We start from the raw sequence: 21605 nt of genomic DNA on the forward strand, positions 1-21605 counted from the left end.
TATCAGAGTTCCTCTCCTGCTGATACCTGTTACAATGTTTCCTTAATTATTTATTACCTGCATTACATGCTGTTAACACCGCACAATGCAATTAAAAACGTATGGATTAGTTATGCCTTATTTCGATCTAAAATTTTCAACTACCGACAATGAACTGGCCAATTTTGCAAAAGCCCTTGCCTTACCCGTAAGAATTGCTATTGTGCGTATTATCATGACTAATGGCAATTCTGTAGGCAAAGAAAGTTTATATAGTATTCCTTTTAACCACGAAACGATAACCAAGCACCTGGCCGAATTAAGACGGTTGGGGATCATCAAAGCCCATGGTTTACGTAACTCACTTAAATATAGTCTCGATGAGCAGTTATTTCAGCAAATGGCCGATGGTTTTGCCATGCTGTTTGATAGTATGCGAACGTTTGAGCCCGATCTGCAGAGTTGCTAATGATGAAAAACGGGCTGTTTTTAGCTATTTTCTGAGACAAAAATGATTTTTTATAAAAAAAATAAAATTCTAATAATCTGATAAACAGACTGTGTGTTGTAACATTGGCTTAACTTGGGCTTAAAGTACCGTTCCTGATTTGGCAATTCGCTTCAGATTTGTACTTTTGTCCCCGGAGAGTTGGCAGAGTGGTCGATTGCGGCAGTCTTGAAAACTGTTGAACTGTTAAAGGTTCCTGGGGTTCGAATCCCTAACTCTCCGCATCAAAATAAAGTTTTTGTAAAACGCCTCAAATCACAGAATTTGGGGCGTTTCTTGTTTACAGGCAAGCCGAAAAGACAGGGAATTGCTGCTATCGTGAAACAAGAAAGTAAATGGCTATCTTAAGAATATTACAGAGCTATGTGGGATAAAGAAAGAACTCCCTATCCGCATAAATCATATAGTATGAGGTAAGGCGTTTTGATAATAGGCGTTTGTTAATTGAACAAGGTGAATAAAAGAACCCTGCTCCTATCAAGACAAGGGACAGGGCTCTTATAGGTTTATTAAGGAATTATTCTGCTTTTAATTTATCGGCCAGCATTTTCATATAAAAACCTCCAACCACACTCCGTGCTTTAAAGTTTTCCCTTATTCCGGTTTTTGAATCGTAAAAATCATTTAGCGGCACGCGCGAAGGGGTTTCCAGGGCGTGTACGTAAAGCGGATGTATAAGCGCTTCAAACTGGTCTTTTTGAGGCGCAAACGTTGCGGTCCAGGTTATCCAATCGTTTTTGGTATATGTTTTACGGCTATCCAGCGGGATACCAAATTTGTTGCCTTTGGTAAGATAGTATTTGGTTTCGGTATCATATACCTTTTGCGGAAACAGGTGCAAACCTAATACCTTGTCCCAAACCAGATTATACTTTTGGCTCCAGGTATCTTTACTATCAAAGGTAAGCGCGTAGTGATCGCCGGCATCAGCCATCTTTATCCACTCGGGTACCATGCTTTCTGCTATGGTGCGGTATTTTTTAGCGGTTTCAGCTTCGCCCAGTGTTTCTGCCATTTGAGCGTAACAAGCAATTGCTACAATAGCTTTTACCGATAAGTTGGCATTGCGGGCCAGGTGCCCGGCAAAGTCATCAGTACACAATTGGGTTTTAGGATCTAATCCTTCCTTAGCCAGGTAATCAACCCATGTCGTTAAGGTTTTCCAGTGCTTTTTTGCATAGTCGGCATTACCTTCAACTTTAGCTATGGCGGCGCAAAGTGTAATCACGTTACCCGATTCCTCAATTGGCATAGGCTCGCCGTAGGTTTGTCCGTTAGCTTTTGGATAAGTACCCAGGTCATGCGCGGCCCATGGATGCGGGTATTTACCGGTTTCGCTGAAGTGGAAAATACCGTTCAGCATGCCTTGTACCAGCTCGGGGCTGTAGATCAGGTAAAGCGGAGCCGATGGATAGGTTACATCAACCGTGTTTATAAAGCCGCCACTGTTGTTTTCTTTTGATAGCCATAAAGTTTCACCTGCCGGACTTTTAACCAGCGCATGGGCCGCTATGCTTTGACGATAGGCCAACACGCATATATAAGCATATTCTTTGCCACCCGAACGTAAGGCATCTGCATAAACCTGTTTATCAAAGGCTGTACATTTTTGCATAACAGCCTGATATTCATTATTGGCGTCTGTTAGTTCACCTTCTATGGTAGCTTTACCAGAGTTGTTCCACCAGGGCCTCAGATCGGTATTGAAATATTGCACCGAAAAACGTTCGTCGTAACCTAATTCAATAAAACGTTCAACAGCGGTTTTACCCACCTTGCCGAAAGGGACTACTGTATTTAACGAAAGCGAACGCCCCTGGGATACTGTTGACAAAATAGCGCCTTTTGCGAATGCGTTAGCAGCTTCTGAACCTTTAGTAATAAACTGAACCGCTCCTGTTGCTTTTGGCGCAGCTACGTAAAAATATCCCCAGTCAATCCGCATATCATCACCACCTTTTTGCAAAACAGGCTGCTCAACGGTGCCGGCTTTTAATACAGAGAGTTTTTCGGTGCTATATTTTTGCGCGGTAACCGCCTGCATAGGTTGATAAACGGCTATATCTGATGATGCTCCCAGGAAGACCTTCACCGCATGATTTTTACTGTCATTTGCATTCACTTTATAAGTGATGTACGATACCGGGCGCGATAACAGCTTCATATCATTTAGCAACAACGGAGACGTGAAGGTCATCTGAAGGTCGATCTCGCCTGCAGTAAAATTGTAGACAGTTCGCGTGGCGTTTACATCAACACTTTTTTGATCGGCCAGTAATATTGGCCCCGTGCCGTTTTTTAACTTATCTACAAGTCCAAAATCTAAAAAGCGGCCACCTGCCGAGTTGGCCAGGTGAATAGCGATCACGTTGCCCCCCGCCTTTAAAAGCTTTTTGCTGATAGGGAAATATTGAAAACTGCTTGTCCACCCGTTTTTTTCATAAACCTTGCTGCCATTTAGAAACACCTCCACATTGTCATCGTGGTTTAGTTTCAGGAAAAGCTCGTTAATATCTGCAACAGTGCTTAAGTTAAACGTACGCCTTACCCAAATATCGTCCGATTTCCATAACGTTTTTACATTTTTTTCATCATCACCAATCGGGGCCTGGCCAGATTTCCAGCCTGCTGTATTATATTTTAAAGAAGTCCAGTCACCCGACGGTTTGTTCTCGGTGTAATTAACATCGTATGATGCTTCGTCTGAAGCACTTAGTAAGGTTTTGTAGTTGACTTGCTCTTTTCCTAAAAAACGATAAATCTTACCATCTACGTTGATCAGTCCCAGTAGCGAGTGGTCGGCACCTGTCCAATGTGTGGTAGTAGAAGAGTTCAGTTTATCCGTGTTAGACCAGATACTGAAATAAGTATTATGCGTAATAAGCGGATAAGCAGGGGCTTTTCTGTCCTGCGCGTGCACTATGCCCGTAATACAGATACAAGCCAGTAGTGTCAACAATTTTAATCGGTTAGATGAATTCATGAAAAGTGTATAATTGATGTTTTACTCAGACGGTAAAAGTAAAGAAAAGCTATACCCGAATATCTTCGTATTGTGTCAAAGTCGATGCATATCGTCTCATTTTAGCTTGTTTTATTATTTGGAGTGTATTATCACCGCAAATAGTATGTTGAAACTACCGAGAAGTAAATTTCCCCATCCCTGATTATCGGGAGGCAATACAAACTTCGGTAATCTATATTTAGTGCGGTTACTTTCGTTAATTCATCAATGAAATCATTTGGAATATTACCAAAGGATACACATGAAAGAGCATTGGTTACAGAATCAGAAATACCACTATCAACCAAGCTTCTACGTCCTAAATCTTATAACTGCAAGAAACCATCTAAACCTTTTGTTAAAAATTAATTCAAGGCTATTGTAATGTTTTGATTAAGCATGTCGTATAAGTAACCAAATTGTAGTTTTTTTATTAAACTTTAAAAAACGTTTTAGAATTTTAAAAAAAAGCCGATAATTGTTAATAGAAATATCAATCAATAGCAAAATATTGATTTAAGATTAGTAAATGTACACCTAAGCTTTAATCAACATAACATATAGATATTTTCACATTACCATTTGGTTAATTTATTAATTCCTAAACCTTTCTTTTAGATGAACCCTAATATAACTATCCGATCCTTTTATATTGTTCTCATACTGTGCTTTTTTACTTCAATAAAAGGTTATGGCCAAACAATACCCGTTGGAAGCTACACAGAGGAGTTGCTACGCAGGGAGCAGGTAGCCGGAGATAGCAATAATCATTCATCTTTTGTCATAAGGCCTGTTGCTGCAACTATTGCTAATTCAAACCTCCAATCATTAATTGCAAGTCCGGAGTACTTAAAATTCAATTTTATGGGGATGCAGTCAGGTTTACGCATCCTTCCTTTCAATTGGTTAAATGAATATAATGTAAACCGCCCTTACGGCTATAACAATTCCTCATTATATCCTAATGCCGGATACCAGAGCATGTTTAGCGGCGGGTTTTCACTAAAAGCCGGTATATTGACCGTGCAGGTAAAGCCTGAGTTTGTTTATGCGCAGAACAAAAATTTTTCAACCTTTGCCGATGTACAGGCCAATAATAACTCCACCGCGCTTCTGGGTGCATACTTTGGAACGATAAATGGCATTGATGCTCCCGAACGATTTGGCACGTCATCTTTAAAGCACCTTTATCCTGGGCAATCAAAAATCACGTTATCATATAAAAGTGTAGAAGCCGGAGTATCTACAGAAAATTTGTGGTGGGGCCCAAGTATAAGAAATTCTATTACAATGAGTAATTCGGCTCCCGGCTTTTTTCACTGGACATTCAACTCTACAAAACCAGCCAAAACAGTTATAGGTTCATTTGAGTGGCAAATCATTGGGGGGAACCTAAAACAATCTGGCTTTGCACCTGATGATGTCAGTAAGCTTAAATACGGAAACAATTCATACGTGCCTAAACCTAAGGTTACCCGGTATATATCGGCATACAGCGTAAACTGGCAACCTAAATGGTTAAAAGGCCTATACCTTGGCGCCTCTGCTTATGATTATCTTGATAAAGATTCTGTTTATCATAACAAAAGCATTATTCGTAAAGCGATCCCTGTTATTATCGGATCTTCTGAAAAAGCTAATAATGCGGCCAACGGACAAAATGGAGACCAGCAGGATTTTGCATATACACTTAATATCAGGCAACTTTTACCGCTATATAAAGCCGAACTTTACTTTGAATGGGGGCGTAATGATCGCAGCGGAAGCCTATCTGATTTAATAGAGGAACCCGAGCATTCGTCAGCATATACATTTGGCGGCCGCAAGTTATTTGAGCTTAGTCGCGGAGGGTTTATACAAATTAAATCAGAAATAACGCAGCTTCAAAGGGCTCCAACTTATTTACTTCGTGACGAACCATCATGGTATGTTCATTCACAAAGCCCCAGAGATGGATATACCAATTATGGCAGATATGTGGGTGCAGGTATTGGCCCCGGGGGGAACAGCTTTATTTTTGATATAAGCTACCTTAAAAATTACAATTCTTACGGTTTAATGCTGGAAAGGCAGCTTCATAACAATGATCTGTATTACCAGGCCTTTGCCGGTACCAATTCCTATAACTTACATTGGGTGGATATTGCCGGTACATTTTATACCAATCTGAAATTTAGGAACTACCTGATCTCTGCCGAGGCTACCCCAGTTTACACGCTCAATTATGAATACAAAAACGGCTCAACATTCAATTTGCATGCAAGAATTAATTTTACGTATTTTTTTAATTGATGGACAATTTTTGAGCTCATTTTAAGTTTATTGACCGAGACCTTACTTATATTACAAATTAAAAAAAATCACCCTCTGCCCTTAAAATGGGAAATTGTTTACTTTTGCAGAAAATAATATCACTTATTGGAGTGTTATTTTTATACTCTGATAACCTTTACGTATGAACAGATTTCGTTTTTTCATATTATTAATTGCTTTGCTTAGCTTCGGAGCGGTTACTAATATCACAGCCCAAACCAGTTTACAAAACATTTCTTCTATCAACATTGATGACCTATCAGACCAGCAGATAATTCAACTACTGCAGCAGGCTCAAAAAGCCGGTTTAACTGATGCTGAGTTACTACAACAGGCCCAAAGCCGAGGAATGTCGGCAACCCAGGTTCAAAAATTAGAGATCCGAATAAAGAAATTAAGAACTAAAAGCGACGAATCGTCCAATACCAAATCTGATTCAACACTTAATCAACAGGGGCGGCAGCTTAACTATAAACCTGATGCTGATACTGTTTTTAACAATAAAGATTTGTTTGAAAGTTTAAAACCTAAAATTTTCGGGGCAGATATTTTCAAAAACAAAAACAGTTCGTTTGAACCTAATCTTAAATTGGCTACACCGCTAAATTATATCGTTGGGCCTAACGATCAGCTTAATATAAATGTTTACGGCAGCTCATTAGTAAACTGGAAGCTTGATGTGTCACCAGAAGGGAATATAAACATTCCTGGGGTTGGTATTTTGAATGTGGGCAGTAAAACCATTGAACAAGCTACTGCCTTGATAAAAAGTAAGCTTGCCGCAAACAACTACGCCATTGGCCGCGGAACAAGCGTACAGGTTACACTTGGTAATATCCGCAGTATCCAGGTTATCATTATTGGTCAGGTAGCAAAACCAGGTACTTATACCCTACCCTCACTGGCTACTGTTTTTAATGCTTTATATACAGCAGGTGGCCCTAATGAAAATGGAAGTTTAAGGCAGATAGAAATTATCAGAAATAACCGCATTATCCGGCATTTAGATGTTTACGACTTTTTAGTAAAAGGCGATCAGAAAAATAATATTACCCTGCAGGATCAGGATATTGTACGTGTGCCAACATACCGCACCAGGGTACAGCTTGTTGGTGAAGTTAAAATTCCGGCTCTATTTGAAGTTTTACCGGGAGAAAGCCTCGACAACGTTATCACTTATGCAGGCGGCTTTACCGATAGCGCCTACACTGCAAGGATCAAAGTATCCCAGGTAAGCGATCAGCAACGCAAAATAACAGATGTGTTGGAAGCCGATTACAAAAACTACATCCCTTTACGAGGCGATAAATATACTATTGAACCTATTATATATAGATTTGAGAACCGTGTAGTAATAAGAGGGGCTGTATTCAGGCCAGGTGATTACGAGTTGCAAACCGGTTTAAACTTATTGCAATTGATTGAAAAAGCGGCCGGCTTAAAAGAAGATGCCTTTACCGAACGCGGTACAATTACCCGTTTAAAACCGGACAACAGTACCGAGATAATAGGCTTTAATGTAAAGGATGTTATAAACAAAACCACAAATATTGCGCTACAGCGTGAAGACATAGTTAATATTTCATCCATATTTGACTTAAGGGATAGGTATACTGTTACAATTAATGGCAACGTAAGGAAGCCGGGGAAATTTGCCTTTTCGGAAAACATGAAGGTAGAAGACCTGATTTTAAAAGCAGGTGGGTTTGCAGAAGGAGCAAGTACGAACCGTATTGAAGTGGCCCGGAGGGTTATGGACGCTGATCCTTCATCAAAAAACAGTTCGGTATCGCAAGTATTCAGCGTAAATATTGATGGTAATCTCAAACCAGCCGATGTAAATTTCGTCCTCACTCCTTTTGATATCGTTTCAGTATACAGTTTGCCCGGATATGAAAAACAAAAAACGGTAAAGGTTGAAGGCGAAGTTTTATACCCTGGTTCATATACTATCAAAAGCAAAAACGAAAAAATTTCTGATCTGATTGCCAGGGCAGGCGGTCTTACCGCTTCGGCCGATGCAGCCGGCGGTTCATTAAAACGCGACAATTTTGCAATATTAGGTATCGATAAAAATAAAACGGATACCGCATCTATCAATGCCGAACGCTCAGCACGGATTAATAGGCTTAAAAAATCATATAAAGACTCCACCAATACATCTATCGATACCACACAATTAAGAAATAACTATGTAGGTATAGAACTGGATAAAATCCTAAAATCTCCGGGCTCAAAAACTGATTTGCTTTTGGAAAATGGTGATGTTATTAGGGTGCCTAAGCAACAGCAGGTTGTACGTGTTAACGGACAGGTACTTTATCCAAGTGCTGTCGTATTCGATAAGTCAAAATCATTTAATGATTTTGTTTCAAATGCAGGTGGCTACGGGCCCGATGCCTTAAGACGCGGCGCTTATGTGGTTTATCCAAACGGAACCGTAAAAGGTACACGTAAATTCCTGTTCTTCAACAACCATCCTTCGGTTAAGCCGGGTAGTGAGATATACGTTCCTAAAAAATCAGAAAGTAAGGGAAATACAGCTCAAACTATTTTAGGATTTACAACGGGGCTTGCTTCGTTAGGAGCTATTATTTTGGGGATTTTAAGTTTGAATAAATAGATTATTGTGCAAGATATGATTCAAGATTCATCAAACGCAAATCCTAATTCTAAAAATGAGATTTCAATAAAAGAACTAATTACCAAAATACAACTTGGCATTAAGTACCTTATTCGAAATTGGAAAATTATAGTTGCCATAGGATTCTTCGGCGGAATAATTGGTGTATGTTATGCTTTTTTTAAAAAAGTTCAATATATAGCAACCTGTAATTTTGTTTTAGAAGACTCAAAAGGTGGCGTTATGGGGCAATACGCCGGACTGGCTTCATTGGCAGGAATAAATTTAGGCGGTAGCAGTAGCGAAGGCATATTTGAAGGAGATAACATATTTGCCCTTTATCAGTCACGTTTAATGATTGAGAAAACTTTATTGGCTAAAGCTAATTTTAACGGTAAAGACCAGCTCATGATTGACAGGTATATCGACTTTAAGGATTTGAGAAAATCCATGCAAAAAGATGATAAGTTGAAAAACCTAAGCTTCAGCGGAGATCCGGATCATTTTAGCAGGCAACAGGATAGTATCATTAAAAATATAGTATTTGACATCAATAAACACTCATTAATTGTAAGCAAACCCGACAAAAAGCTGAATATCATTGAAGTTGATACAAAATTTGAAGATGAAGCTTTTGCTATGGAGTTCAACAACAAATTGGTTGAAACAGTCAACGAATTTTATGTAAAAACAAAAACAAAGAAAACTGCACACAATGTTTTCGTTTTACAAAAACAAGTTGATAGTGTCAGGGCAGTCCTTAACAGTTCAATTGGCGCGGTAGCTTCAGCGTTAGACGCGGCCCCCAATGCTAACCCATCACTGTTAACGCTTAAGGTACCCTCACAAAAAAAACAAATTGATGTGCAGGCTAATACAGGGATATACAGTGAAATGGTAAAAAACCTGGAATTAGGAAAAATCACTTTAAGGCAGGAGACTCCACTTATACAAGTGATAGACAAACCGGCCTTTCCTCTTGATAAAGTATTCCTTGGAAAGAAAAAGGGTTTTATGATAGGCTTTTTTATTGGCGCCATTTTAACAACCGTATTTTTGATATCCAAAAAGCTTTATCATAACATATTGAATTAAGTTACTTATTACTGTTTTTTTATTAATTCTTGATCCTGCTTTAAGCGCGGATTTAATTTAAAACCTAAACAAAAAATAAATATCGCATCTGGACCCATAAATTCAGATTTAAGTATAAGCCTCTTACTAAGCTTTACCAAACAATACATATGAGCAGAACTAAATCGGCTTTTTTCGGGGCATTGTCATCGCAGTTTTATACCATTATATCTGTACTTGTTAGTATTTTTTCTGTACCTGTTATAATCAGCCATTTAAGTTCGGAGGTTTATGGCTTATCAATAATTATATTTCAAATCACCGCCTATTTAGGAATGTTTGACTTTGGACTGATTGCAGGAGTTGAAAGATACCTGGCGGGCACAAGAGAAGACTCAGATGAAAATAGGGAAATAATAAAAAAAATCATATCAACTGCAGTAATTGTTTACGGCATAATTGCTTTAATTATTATGCTAAGCGGGAATATATTTGCGCCTTTTGCCGCGAAACTATTTAATGCACCTGCTAAATACACCAATACTGTTCACCAGATTGTTTCAGTTTTATCTATTTTGTTAGGATTTCAATTAATATTGAGAGCTCTTACCGCTATTTTTTTTGCACACCAGCGACAAACTTTATTCAATACCTTATCATTCATATTGAATTTTGCAAACACAGTATTAACTGTAATTTTTGTTTGTTTAGGATATGACCTGTGGAGCTTTGTTTATAGCCAGGTTATTGTGTTTCTTTTAAGCTCTATTTTGAATATTTACCAGTTAAGAAAACACTATCCATATATCCGTATTAATATCCGGCAATTTGACCTTGCCTTAGTTAAGGACATGTTTTCTTATGGATTTTCACTATTTCTGGTGGGCATTGCTGTACAGGTGATATTTCAAACAGACAGGATAATTATAGGCACATTTGTGTCATTGACAGCGGTATCAGTATATTCATTTACCACCAAACTGCCAGAACTTTCTTCGCAAGTAATATGGAAGATTTCCGACAACTCTTTTCCCGCATTAGTTGAGCTATCAAAGCAAAAAAATTCGGGGGGGGCTTTGAAAAATACCCATGATAGGATTATGCAATTGACCCTATCTTTTACAACCACAATTTTTTGGATTTTGATATTGACTTCTTTTCCTTTTATAAAATTATGGGTGGGCAATGAATATTATGCAGGTATGTCATTTACGGCTTCGGTAGCGTATTTATACCTGATACAACTTACTTTCATACACGTTACTTCGGTGTGCTTAAACGGCGTTGGGGTTGCAAGAAGTATTTCTGTCATGGCTTTAATTGAAGCCGCGATAAATCTTAGCCTTTCCATTTTTCTGGTTAAAGAATATGGACTGAACGGCGTAATAATTGGGACTATTGTAGGGGGGATATTAACTTCATTTTGGTATATCCCATACCTTTCGGTTAAGTATTTAGGTGGCACTGCCCTGTCCTATTTAAAAACTTTATTGAAACCGATATTGCTCTGCTCTGCTTTTGATGGTCTTTTGTATTATCTGTTTAAACAAAAATTCTACGTTATAAACAGCTGGCTGCTTTTAATTTTATACACACTATTAATATCAATCTTATTTCTGATACCGGTGGTGTTAATAAACAAATCCTTGTTTAGGGATTTAATGAAAAAGATTTTTGCTAAATGACAACCATTGAACGGATGTTTGATAATTAATTACGATGGAACTGATTTCAATTTTAATGCCTGCATATAACGCAGGAAAATATATAGAAGCTTCGATATTATCGGTATTAAAGCAAAGCTACGCTGATTGGGAACTAATAATTATCAATGACGGATCGACTGATAACACCAAAGAGATAGTAGAAAGATACAGTAAAAAAGATTCAAGGATCAAACTGATCAATCAGGTTAACCAAAAAATGGCAGCTGCCCGGAACAACGGAATAAAAAACTCAAAAGGTGCCTGGATTGCCTTTTTAGATTCTGATGACCTTTGGGAACCAGAAAAATTAAGTCTGCAGATCCAGGCAAGTAAGGAACATCCTACAGCTGGGGTTATTTATTCAGATGGCTTTATTTTCAATGATCATGAGCAATTCAATAACTTAATGCCATATCCAACAGTTACAGGTAGGTTACTATCTCATGATGTTATGTATCAAATGCAATACCAGCAAAACTACATTCCTGTTTTGTCGGTAATTGTTAAACGATCTTTGGTAGACACTATAGGCCCTCAAAATGAAGAACGAGTTTTTTCGGGTTGTGAGGATTGGGATTATTGGTTAAGAATAGCCAGAGTTGGAGCTGATTTCTACGGACTATCGCAAAAACTCTTTTATTACCGAAGACATGAAACCAATGTTTCTAAAAATAGTGTAAACATGCTCTTAGCCCAATTAGCTGTGCTTACAAAAAATTACGAACCCAGGCTAATTAATTCGGGAGATCTATCTAACGCATTGAAGAAAATATTTTTCCCATTAATTAACAACCTAATCAAGTTGCGTAGATTTGACGACGCTTATTTTGCAATTAAAGAAACTGATGAAATATTACCATCAATAACGTTTAAAACAATTAAATTTCTTATAAAATCATTTGGCAGATTGGCCCATATCCCAGTAGCAATCATTGGTAGATTGGAAAGCCTGCAATTAAAATAAAGAATTTTGTGAACAAAATCATCGACAATATTCAATTTGGTTATTAAGCCTATGTATCGTTATATAAAAAACACGCTGCGCAAATTGCTTTCAACAAAAGCTTACCGGCTTTTCCCCAAAAGCGATTCTATCAATATCGCGCCTACCCTTATTATGGGTAAAAACGTGAACATCAACGTGGCCTATCCCGATGTTAACATAAATATTGGCAACAACGTAATTTTTAAGGAATTCTGTTCGGTTTTAGTTTTCAGTAAGGCAAAGCTTACGATAGGGAATAACATCTTTTTTAATAACTACTGCTCTATAAACTGTTTGGATCAGATTACAATAGGTGACAACACAATTATCGGGGAGTCGGTGAAAATGTATGATCATAACCATGCCTATGAAAAAAGCCCTATAGTAAAAACACACCCAAGTGAGTATACACTGGGTGCCATAAATATTGGTAAAGATTGCTGGATAGGGAGTAACGTTACTATTTTAAAAGGGGTAACTATTGGCGACAATGTAATAATTGGAGCCAACTGCTTAATTTACAAATCAATTCCTTCAAACAGTATCGTTAAAGCCTTGGCATCGGTAGAAATTAATACGTTTTAAGAACAACGATAATCGCATTTTTTTGAAAAAGACATTAAATATTATATTCACTATAGATCAGGCTTACATACAGCACTTTACGGTAGCTCTGATCTCAGTTTGTGAAAACAATCCCGATTTGAATTTAAATATATTTGTTATTCATGATTTAGAAGATTTAACCCTGATAAACGAAATACAAGCATTTTTTAAAGCTAAGTACAACCTTCTGATCAGTTTATTGTCACTTGAAAGCTCTTTATTTAATAATTATACTTTAACACATCATGTATCAAAGGCTACGTATTTCAGATTGATGATTGCTGAAATAATGCCGAAGAATATCAAAACTGCTTTATTCCTTGACTCAGATCTTTTAGTATTAGGATCGCTCAGAACATTGGTTGAATTTGATCTGGAAGAAAACTACCTTTCCGCTGTAGAAGATCTTGTTGATATCGAAAGCCTGCATCGGATGAACAGGCTTGGAATTCCTGCAAAAAGATATTTCAATGCAGGTGTAATGTACATTAACCTTGAAAAGTGGCAATCAGATAAAGTATCTGTAGGGTTAATTGCTACTGCCAAAGAATATATGGAGAGACTTTTATGGTGGGATCAGGATGTTTTAAATATATTTTTCTACAACAAATGGAAACCATTGTCGCCAACATTTAATGAAAAACATCTTACTAAACGCCTAAAAGAGAAGCCAGTAGTGGTTCACTTTGCAGGAACATCAAAGCCGTGGTTGTACTTAAATAATCATCCATATAAAAAAGAATATTGGCATTATTTAAGATTATCACCTTTTAAAGATTACCGATATAAAGACTTCTCTTTAAAAAACTTGATTAAACGAATAGTGTTCTTTTATAAACCTCAATAGTTATTGGTATTTATATAATTAATAATGGCATTTAAAATCCCCATACTCTTACTAACTTTTACAAGGTTGGATACTACTATCAGGGTATTTGAGCGCATAAAAGAACAAAAACCTAAATACCTGTTTATAGCATCCGACGGTCCGAGAGCCAACAATGACCAGGATGTTTCAAAGATTAACGCAGTAAAAGAATATATTTTGAATGGAATAGATTGGGATTGTGAGGTAAAAACGTTGTTCAGAGAACACAACATGGGTTGTGGCCTTGCCGTATCAAGTGGCATTAGCTGGTTTTTTGAACAGGTTGAATATGGCATCATTTTAGAAGATGATTGTTTACCTCATCCCGATTTCTTTTCATTTTGCGAAGAAAATCTGGAATATTATAAAAACGATGACCATGTTTGGGCCATCAGCGGCACCAACCTGCAGGGCGGGCATAAAAGAGGCCATAGTTCATATTACTTTTCAAATTACGGCGGCATATGGGGATGGGCAACTTGGTCAAAGGCCTGGAAAAGCTACGATTATCATATGAAAGATTTAGATAAAATGCTTAAAAAGAACTTTCTAAGTAAAATATTCAACGATAAAAACCAGCAAGCTTTTTGGGCAAAAACCTTAACAAAGGCAAAAAACATTGATACCTGGGATTATCAATGGCATTACAATACATGGTTATACAACGGTATTAGCATAGTGCCCAATGTTAATTTGATCGATAATATCGGTTTTGGTAACGCCGGCACGCATACAATGAACAAACCACTTTGGTATGACAGATTAACCTTAGGCACTAATGCATTAGGCTACATCAAGCATCCTGCAAATATTATGGTAGATGAGCAAGCGGATAATTTTTTATTTGAAAATTGCTATAAACCCGCATCAGTCATATCCAGGGTTAAAAGCAAGATATCAAAACTTTTAAAAAATTAATTCCTGTCTATAGCTTTTCTATTATGTTTTTTAAAATAGTCGATTATTTAAAACAGGTCAAAAAGAATAAAAAGATCGGGGCCCTTAAACGATTTATCGATGCGGGTAATTCTCATTTCTTAGGAAACTTTAACCTTATATTAAGTTATCCGCAGTCTGAAAAAAAGTATCTTATTGTAGGAGATGACTGCATGTTAGATTGTGATGTAATATTCGAAAGCTCGGATGGCAACGTTTCAATAGGTAATAGATGTTATATTGGATGCTCTAAAATCATTTGCCGCTCTTCCGTATCGTTCGGAGATGATGTATTTGTTGCATGGGGATCATACTTTTACGATCACGATTCACACGCTGTTGATTATCGGGAGCGTGAAAACGACATAAAAACACAATTAGAAGATTACAGGGCAGGGCGCAACTTTATAGAAAATAAAAACTGGTCGGTTGTAAATACCAAGCCAATAAAGATTTCCTCTAATGCCTGGATCGGTATGAACTGTATTATCTTAAAAGGGGTGACTATCGGCGAAGGCGCAATCGTAGGGGCAGGGAGCGTAGTTACAAAAGATGTCCCTCCGTGGACAATTGTTGGCGGAAATCCAGCTAAAGTCATCAAAGAAATCCCAATTGATTTACGAAAATCTTAAAATGAAAAAAGTTTTAATAACCGGTGCTTACGGTTTTTTAGGCAGATATACCGCAAAAGCTTTTAAAGATGCCGGCTACCACGTAAGTGGTATAGGACACGGCAAATGGCATAAGTACGAATATAGTGAATGGGGCATTGATGATTGGTTTGAATCAACCATAACATTTGAAGCTTTGATGAATATCAACCGGGCTTTTGATGTGATAGTTCACTGCGGCGGCAGTGGATCCGTGGCCTTCTCCTATCAAAACCCGTTCGAAGATTTCCAAAAAAGCGTTCAGAGTACTTTAGCGTTGCTGGAATATATAAGGCTGCAAGGTAAGCCATGTCATTTTATTTACCCATCGAGCCCTGCAGTACAAGGTGATGTTGGCGATAAAAAGATAAAAGAAGATGACCCGTCAGACCCTGTTTCACCATATGGCTTTCACAAAAAAGCTGCAGAAGAATTATGCTTCTCCTATAGTAAAAACTTTGATTTGAAGGTTTCGATAATCCGGTATTTTTCTATTTACGGAGTAGGATTGCAAAAACAATTGCTATGGGACGCATGCATGAAAGTAAAAAATTCCACCGGCGAAGTAACATTTTTTGGCACGGGAGAGGAAACTCGCGATTGGTTATATGTTACAGATGCATCTGCCTTGATATTAGCGATAGCTACTCATGAAAACAGAAAAACAAGTATCATAAATGGCGGTTCGGGTATCAGAACTACCGTTGCAGATACCATAAATATGTTGGTAAAAGCCTATAATAAACAGATAGTTATCAATTTTAATCAAAGTATAAAAACTGGAGATCCCCGGTTTTATCACGCTGATATTTCAAAGGCATTAAACCTTGGATGGTTACCGGGTGTTGATGTAAAAGAAGGCATTTCACGGTATGTAAATTATTTTAAAAAGTTGCAGAATGATTAGGGTTGGGATTATCATGTATTTTTCAAAGGAGTATAAAGGGGGAATAAATTACCTCAAAAATTTACTTTACGCGAGTCATAGTGAAGCTCCTGTTTATATTCATTATACGTTTTTTGTCCCATCAGACCTTGACCAGGATATAATTGATGCGTTCCTCCCCTACGCTCAAGTTATTAAAACCAACGTATTAAAGCGAAAGTCGATGCCCTGGTATATTGATAAAGTATCTGACAAACTTTTTAAAAAAAACTTGCTCCTAATAAATCTATTGAAGAAGTATAAAATAGAAATTGTATCGCATTCTAATTTCTTCAGTAGGTTTGGTAAGCTTAAAATTGTAAGTTGGATACCTGACTTCCAGCTTTATCACTTTCCCGATCTATGGTCTGCGAGTGAAAGAAACTGGATGATCAACTTGAATAAAAAAGTTGTGAAATACAGTGATCGAATAATTCTGAGCAGCAATGACTCGCTTAAGGATTATATCAAATTTGCGTCGGAAGATATAAGTAAGGTTAAGGTTATGCAATTTGTTTCTCAACCAAGTTCTTTATCAGAAGCCGAATTTATAGCGACTCAAAAACGTATTCAATCCAAATACCAAATTGAAGGCGATTTTCTATATCTGCCCAATCAATTTTGGAGCCATAAAAATCATATGGTGGTTTTTAAAGCCATCAACCTACTTAAAAATCGCGGTCTTAATCCTTTACTGGTAACAACGGGGCACATGGTAGACTATCGTGGCAACGATGGCAATATTAAAATGATACGCGATTTTATCGAAGTAAATGATCTTTCGAAAAACATCTTACTACTGGGGTTAATACCCTATGCCGAAGTATTAGTTTTAATGAAAACATGTACCGCTTTGATCAACCCTTCTTTATTTGAAGGTTGGAGTTCAACAGTGGAAGAGGCAAAAAGCATCGGAAAAAAAATACTCGTATCTGATATTCCAATTCACAGGGAACAGGATCCGGAAACCGGTATCTATTTTGATCCGCGGAATGAATCTGCCCTTGCAGATATAATAGAAAATGTATTAAGCCAAGTAGAAAATAAAGTTTCAAATAATTTCTTAACTGACGGAGAGGTGCAGAATAACCTGGCCACAAGAACAAAGTTATTTGCTCAAAAGTATCATCAAATTATCACAGAGTTGTATAACGAACGTTAACATTAAGGAAATATGATAAAGGTGGCGGCGGTTAAAAGCCTACCATCTAAATAATATTGGAGACAGAACATGCAATCGGAAAAGAAACCTTTAATAACGGTCATTACAGCAACGTATAATTCTCTTGACATTATAGAAAGATGTATTAACAGCGTACTAAGTCAGACTTATAAAAACGTTGAGCACGTAATTGTTGACGGCGCCTCAAAAGATGGCACTGTTGATATTTTAAAAAAATACGGCAGCGAAACAACAAAGTGGATATCAGAGCCGGATACCGGGGTATATGATGCGTGGAATAAAGGTATCGATTTGTCTAAAGGAGATTGGATTCTCTTTATAGGTGCCGACGATGCTTTATACGAGGATGCCATCGAAAATTACGTTGAGTATTTGAATAACAATGATAACACATACGATTTTGTTTCATCCAGAATACATATTACAAATAGTAAAAATAAAGTAATACGAACATTGGGGTGGGCATGGGATTGGAGGTCATCAAGAAAGCGAAATAACATAGCTCACCCCGGCTCTTTTCACTCAAAATCGCTTTTTGCTAAATATGGTAAATATAACACGGAGTATGGAATAGTGGGTGACTATGAATTGCTATTGAGGGGACGCGACGAAATGAAAGCTGGATTTATGGATAAAGTAACCGTCAGGATGGAAGTGGGCGGAATCAGTGACAGTTATAGGGTATACTTAGAAACTTATAAGGCAATTACCCGAACTGGAAAACTCAATAAAATAGTCGCAGGTCTTGATATTCTAAAAGAATATAGTAAATTTTTGATCCGCAGGGCTTTCCGGTCTGTTGGGATTAATATTGCTTTGAAGAAATAACGAAATGAAAATCAAATTAGAAGATTTCAACGATGGACTTTTTTGCTTTTGTTTGCTATCAATATTTTTTCCCGTTAAAATCTACCCTTTAGTATTTTTATTTGCTTCGTTTTCGTTCTTTTTTGAACGGAAAATGATCATAAAAAAGGGTTGGGTAGTTTATCTGGTTTTATATAGTACATATGCGATAATATCTTTTGTTGTGTCGGGTAATTATGACGAGCTCCGGTTGACAAACTTTTACAAAATATTTGTCAACTTTATTTTTCTAATATCCAGTATTAACTGGTTGTACAATAAAGAAACAGACAAGTTGATAAGGTATGTAGATAATGTACTTCATTTTACATTTTTTCTGGTATTTATTCAATTAATGCTTTACCATAAGCAAAGCAATTTCCAATATTTAGCTGGCGTAAAAAGCTCTGGTGAAGGAACCGATATCTATAATAACACTTTATATTTTTGGGGACTGGATAATAAAAATTTATTTGGAGCAAGGATAGTAACAATAGGTTTTCCTTATATTTTAATTGGGGCCGCTCGTTTTAACCGAATTTCCCTTTCAAGGATTTTGTTAGTTATTATCCTCGCTTATATTTCCATGTCCAGAACTCCAATTTTTGCGCTGATTTCAGGGGTTGCTTACATTATTTGGAAAATGCCGGGGAGATATATAAAACTTTCTTTTTTTGTACTAATCGCTTTAATCACCCCTTTCGTTTTAAACAGTGTTTTACGAATAGATACCCTTACCAGTAGTAGCGATGGTATGGGTTTGAGATTGATTTATTGGGCCGCTTTTTTTGTAAACTTTGATAAAATATCTATCTGGGGCGAAGGCTTTTTGTCTTCTGATAAATTTTTGGATAAGTATGCCCTAATTTATATGGGCGAACCCAATATTCACAATACCTTCCTGAACAACTATCTTGATTTTGGAATATTAGGGCTGTCGTTTTATGTTTTATTTTTGATTACCCTCTTTAGGTATGGTAAAAGCCTTTTCAATAACAGGGCCTATTGGGTTACTGCATTTATCCCTTTACTTGCCACTATGATGGTCTTATTCCCTGGCTACGATAACGACATTATTGTATACCTTATTTTGATTTTTATTATAGGTCAATTAAAATCCTTTAATTATAACAAATGCACATATAGCATGAGTTTATAAGGAAAACTGTTAATCATGAGAATTGCATTTATATTAAGCACTTGCGAGCCATCCGGGCCGTTTATCGTTGCAAAAGACATTATAAACAACATAGTTGGCGAACACGATGTAACTATTTATTATCTGAAAGAATCTGTGGCTAAATTAGATTTTAAGGCCCCCATCCATAAAGTGGACCTATTTACAAAAACCGACTTTTCGAGCTACGATGTTGTTCATTCACATGGTTTTTTAGGCGATTTTTATAGTTTCTTTAATAGAAAAACGATAAAAAAGCGCATCGCTACTTTACATCAGGAAATTAGACCTGTATACTCGTTCCGCTATAATCAATTCATAGGTATTGCTACCGAAAAAGTATGGTTTCAATTTATCAAGAAGGCAAATTGTATTGTTACTTTATCCAAATTGATGGCAGATACCTATAAACGTGCACTTCCCAAAAGCGCTATTAGTTTTGTACATAATGGTACAAGCCCCAATCCATCTGCGCTTGTTTTTAACGAAGAAGTAGATGCCCTTAATAAGCTAAAGCAGCAGTATAAAATAATTGGGGTGTCTTCAAGATTGGTTTATGGAAAAGGCATCGATCAGCTTATCCAGGCCTTAGCAATTGACGAAGAAAGGAAGTTTGGCTTGCTTTTAATTGGGGATGGAGACAAAAGGCTCGAGTTAATGGATCTGGCAAAAAAGTTAAACGTAAACGATAGGTGTCTATTTTTGGGCTACAAGCCAAATGCTATCGATTATTTTAAATATTTCGACTTGTATGGCATGACTTCAATGTCGGAAGGCTTTGGTTTATGTGTTATTGAGGCTGCCTCGCAAAAAATACCTGTTGTATGCTCAGATTTACCTGTATTTCGAGAGCTATTTGACAGTGATGAAGTTATGACTTATCAACTCGGAAACATCAATTCATTGTTAGCTACTCTCGTTGAAACGGACAGGAATAAAGAAGTACTGGCGAAAAAAATTTACTCAAAATATTCAAAGTGTTATACAGCGCAAATCATGGCTGCAAACTATATAAAACTCTATAATAGATAAATTATGGTGTACATGCCTACTTCAAAGCTTCTTATATCATTCAGGTTATCCAAAATCAATATATTAAATTAATTACTCCTAAGGAAAATAGCCACAAGATTATGGCTTAAATCATTTTAATTCTATTAACAACTATCTTTTTACTCACATATTATTGACGATACAGTTGTTCTCAATTTCTAACCCCCTCAACAATAAACTCCATGAACTATAAAGTTGCCCTATTAATTCCAACATTAAACGCCGGCTCACCTTGGCTTGAGGCACTTGAGAGTATAAAAAGTCAAACATACAATCTATCAAATAAAATAATAATAGACTCTGGATCAAAAGACAATACAATTAATCTTTCAAATCAATACGGATTTAAAGTAAAGGAAATTAATAAATCTGAATTTAATCATGGTAAAACCCGCCAGCAACTTGTTGAGCTCTCCGAAGATGCCGACATCTGCATTTTCTTAACACAGGATGCAATATTAGCCTCGCCCGACAGTATATCAAATATTGTGAGTGCTTTTGATGATCCTCAGGTAGGCATGGCATATGGCAGGCAACTTCCTCATAAAAATGCTCAAACGTTGGAAAGCCATGCACGTTTATATAACTACCCGGCCATATCACATATCAGGTCGTCTGAAGATATAAGCCAAATGGGCTTTAAAGTGTTTTTTTGTTCTAATTCTTTTGCCGCATACAGGCGGAACGCTCTTTTAGCAATTGGAGGTTTCCCAACAGATTCAATTATGGGAGAGGATGCGATTGTTGCCGCCAGGATGTTAACAGCCGGATACAAAAAAGCCTATGTTGCAGATGCAATTGTTTACCACTCTCATACTTATACCCTTGTGCAAGAATTTAGGAGGTACTTTGATACACGGGTTTTTCACGAACAAAATAAGTGGCTGATCCGTGATTTTGGCAAGCCCACGGGCGAAGGCTTCAAATTCATGAGATCTGAATTAAAATATGTTTTAAAACATAAAAAGAGCATCATCCTAAATTCTGTCTTCTCTTTGGGGGCAAAATGGCTGGGGTATAAAAGCGGTAAATTCTATAAAAAATTGCCAAAACAGATTTTAAAACGCTTCTCCATGCATTCATTTTACTGGAAATAAATAAAAGTAACTGCCTTAAATTTATCAGTCATTACTGCATTTTTCACGGTATCATGTTTTAAAATTGTTATT

The 21605-nt window shown here is 37.0% G+C and carries 17 protein-coding genes and 1 tRNA gene; 17 read left to right on the forward strand and 1 reads right to left on the reverse strand.

Annotation, left to right across the window (positions count from 1 at the left end):
- The first annotated feature begins 85 nt into the window (after positions 1–85).
- Together DEO27_RS10925 and DEO27_RS10930 are read left to right on the forward strand one after the other, a co-directional pair.
- Positions 86–448 carry an ArsR/SmtB family transcription factor gene (locus tag DEO27_RS10925; RefSeq protein ID WP_112566478.1) on the forward strand — a complete coding sequence of 121 codons (363 nt, stop codon included), beginning with the start codon at positions 86–88 and terminating at the stop codon, positions 446–448.
- A gap of 174 nt (positions 449–622) precedes the next feature.
- A tRNA-Ser gene (locus tag DEO27_RS10930) sits at positions 623–709 on the forward strand.
- A gap of 295 nt (positions 710–1004) precedes the next feature.
- Here the strand turns inward: DEO27_RS10930 and DEO27_RS10935 are convergent.
- Positions 1005–3470: a glutaminase family protein gene (locus tag DEO27_RS10935; protein ID WP_112566475.1), complete on the reverse strand. Its 2466-nt coding sequence runs from the start codon at positions 3468–3470 to the stop codon at positions 1005–1007.
- 639 nt (positions 3471–4109) lie between these two features.
- Here DEO27_RS10935 and DEO27_RS10940 point away from each other — a divergent pair.
- The 15 genes from DEO27_RS10940 to DEO27_RS11010 all read left to right on the forward strand — a co-directional run bounded on the left by DEO27_RS10940 (position 4110) and on the right by DEO27_RS11010 (position 21533).
- Positions 4110–5783 (forward strand): capsule assembly Wzi family protein, encoded by a 1674-nt coding sequence (locus DEO27_RS10940; RefSeq protein ID WP_112566472.1) that lies wholly within the window; start codon positions 4110–4112, stop codon positions 5781–5783.
- 163 nt (positions 5784–5946) lie between these two features.
- The gene (locus DEO27_RS10945) at positions 5947–8427 is read left to right on the forward strand and encodes an SLBB domain-containing protein (protein WP_112566469.1); all 2481 of its coding nucleotides are present in this window, start codon (positions 5947–5949) and stop codon (positions 8425–8427) included.
- Between the two features lie 15 nt (positions 8428–8442).
- Positions 8443–9522 carry a lipopolysaccharide biosynthesis protein gene (locus tag DEO27_RS10950; RefSeq protein ID WP_112566466.1) on the forward strand — a complete coding sequence of 360 codons (1080 nt, stop codon included), beginning with the start codon at positions 8443–8445 and terminating at the stop codon, positions 9520–9522.
- Between the two features lie 149 nt (positions 9523–9671).
- Positions 9672–11186, forward strand: coding sequence for an oligosaccharide flippase family protein (locus DEO27_RS10955; protein WP_112566463.1), 1515 nt, complete (start codon positions 9672–9674; stop codon positions 11184–11186).
- 34 nt (positions 11187–11220) lie between these two features.
- Positions 11221–12171, forward strand: coding sequence for a glycosyltransferase family 2 protein (locus tag DEO27_RS10960; RefSeq protein WP_112566460.1), 951 nt, complete (start codon positions 11221–11223; stop codon positions 12169–12171).
- A gap of 51 nt (positions 12172–12222) precedes the next feature.
- On the forward strand, positions 12223–12777 hold the full coding sequence (locus DEO27_RS10965) for an acyltransferase (RefSeq protein ID WP_112566457.1): 555 nt from the start codon (positions 12223–12225) through the stop codon (positions 12775–12777).
- A gap of 22 nt (positions 12778–12799) precedes the next feature.
- Positions 12800–13645, forward strand: a complete 846-nt coding sequence (locus tag DEO27_RS10970; protein ID WP_190295378.1) for a glycosyltransferase family 8 protein — start codon at positions 12800–12802, stop codon at positions 13643–13645.
- 24 nt (positions 13646–13669) lie between these two features.
- Positions 13670–14584, forward strand: coding sequence for a nucleotide-diphospho-sugar transferase (locus DEO27_RS10975; RefSeq protein WP_112566451.1), 915 nt, complete (start codon positions 13670–13672; stop codon positions 14582–14584).
- Positions 14585–14607: 23 nt separating this feature from the next.
- Complete coding sequence (locus DEO27_RS31930; protein ID WP_112566448.1) at positions 14608–15234, forward strand: acyltransferase; 627 nt, start codon at positions 14608–14610, stop codon at positions 15232–15234.
- Between the two features lies 1 nt (position 15235).
- Entirely contained in the window at positions 15236–16159 is a 924-nt protein-coding gene (locus DEO27_RS10985) for an NAD-dependent epimerase/dehydratase family protein (RefSeq protein ID WP_190295379.1), read from the forward strand.
- 13 nt (positions 16160–16172) lie between these two features.
- Positions 16173–17339 (forward strand): glycosyltransferase, encoded by a 1167-nt coding sequence (locus DEO27_RS10990; RefSeq protein ID WP_190295380.1) that lies wholly within the window; start codon positions 16173–16175, stop codon positions 17337–17339.
- A gap of 69 nt (positions 17340–17408) precedes the next feature.
- Positions 17409–18188, forward strand: a complete 780-nt coding sequence (locus DEO27_RS10995) for a glycosyltransferase family 2 protein (protein WP_112566440.1) — start codon at positions 17409–17411, stop codon at positions 18186–18188.
- A gap of 289 nt (positions 18189–18477) precedes the next feature.
- Positions 18478–19365 carry an O-antigen ligase family protein gene (locus tag DEO27_RS11000; protein ID WP_190295381.1) on the forward strand — a complete coding sequence of 296 codons (888 nt, stop codon included), beginning with the start codon at positions 18478–18480 and terminating at the stop codon, positions 19363–19365.
- A gap of 15 nt (positions 19366–19380) precedes the next feature.
- Entirely contained in the window at positions 19381–20415 is a 1035-nt protein-coding gene (locus tag DEO27_RS11005; protein WP_112566435.1) for a glycosyltransferase, read from the forward strand.
- 203 nt (positions 20416–20618) lie between these two features.
- Positions 20619–21533, forward strand: a complete 915-nt coding sequence (locus DEO27_RS11010) for a glycosyltransferase (RefSeq protein ID WP_112566432.1) — start codon at positions 20619–20621, stop codon at positions 21531–21533.
- The last annotated feature ends 72 nt before the right edge of the window (positions 21534–21605 follow it).

The organism is Mucilaginibacter rubeus (assembly GCF_003286415.2).
GTDB lineage: Bacteria > Bacteroidota > Bacteroidia > Sphingobacteriales > Sphingobacteriaceae > Mucilaginibacter > Mucilaginibacter rubeus_A.

What these genes read in the sequence shown, in the direction of transcription:
- DEO27_RS10925 (WP_112566478.1), top strand. Translation starts at nt 86, where the DNA reads ATGCAATTAAAAACGTATGGATTAGTTATGCCTTATTTCGATCTAAAA.
- DEO27_RS10935 (WP_112566475.1), bottom strand. Translation starts at nt 3,470, where the DNA reads ATGAATTCATCTAACCGATTAAAATTGTTGACACTACTGGCTTGTATC.
- DEO27_RS10940 (WP_112566472.1), top strand. Translation starts at nt 4,110, where the DNA reads ATGAACCCTAATATAACTATCCGATCCTTTTATATTGTTCTCATACTG.
- DEO27_RS10945 (WP_112566469.1), top strand. Translation starts at nt 5,947, where the DNA reads ATGAACAGATTTCGTTTTTTCATATTATTAATTGCTTTGCTTAGCTTC.
- DEO27_RS10950 (WP_112566466.1), top strand. Translation starts at nt 8,443, where the DNA reads ATGATTCAAGATTCATCAAACGCAAATCCTAATTCTAAAAATGAGATT.
- DEO27_RS10955 (WP_112566463.1), top strand. Translation starts at nt 9,672, where the DNA reads ATGAGCAGAACTAAATCGGCTTTTTTCGGGGCATTGTCATCGCAGTTT.
- DEO27_RS10960 (WP_112566460.1), top strand. Translation starts at nt 11,221, where the DNA reads ATGGAACTGATTTCAATTTTAATGCCTGCATATAACGCAGGAAAATAT.
- DEO27_RS10965 (WP_112566457.1), top strand. Translation starts at nt 12,223, where the DNA reads ATGTATCGTTATATAAAAAACACGCTGCGCAAATTGCTTTCAACAAAA.
- DEO27_RS10975 (WP_112566451.1), top strand. Translation starts at nt 13,670, where the DNA reads ATGGCATTTAAAATCCCCATACTCTTACTAACTTTTACAAGGTTGGAT.
- DEO27_RS31930 (WP_112566448.1), top strand. Translation starts at nt 14,608, where the DNA reads ATGTTTTTTAAAATAGTCGATTATTTAAAACAGGTCAAAAAGAATAAA.
- DEO27_RS10985 (WP_190295379.1), top strand. Translation starts at nt 15,236, where the DNA reads ATGAAAAAAGTTTTAATAACCGGTGCTTACGGTTTTTTAGGCAGATAT.
- DEO27_RS10990 (WP_190295380.1), top strand. Translation starts at nt 16,173, where the DNA reads ATGTATTTTTCAAAGGAGTATAAAGGGGGAATAAATTACCTCAAAAAT.
- DEO27_RS10995 (WP_112566440.1), top strand. Translation starts at nt 17,409, where the DNA reads ATGCAATCGGAAAAGAAACCTTTAATAACGGTCATTACAGCAACGTAT.
- DEO27_RS11005 (WP_112566435.1), top strand. Translation starts at nt 19,381, where the DNA reads ATGAGAATTGCATTTATATTAAGCACTTGCGAGCCATCCGGGCCGTTT.
- DEO27_RS11010 (WP_112566432.1), top strand. Translation starts at nt 20,619, where the DNA reads ATGAACTATAAAGTTGCCCTATTAATTCCAACATTAAACGCCGGCTCA.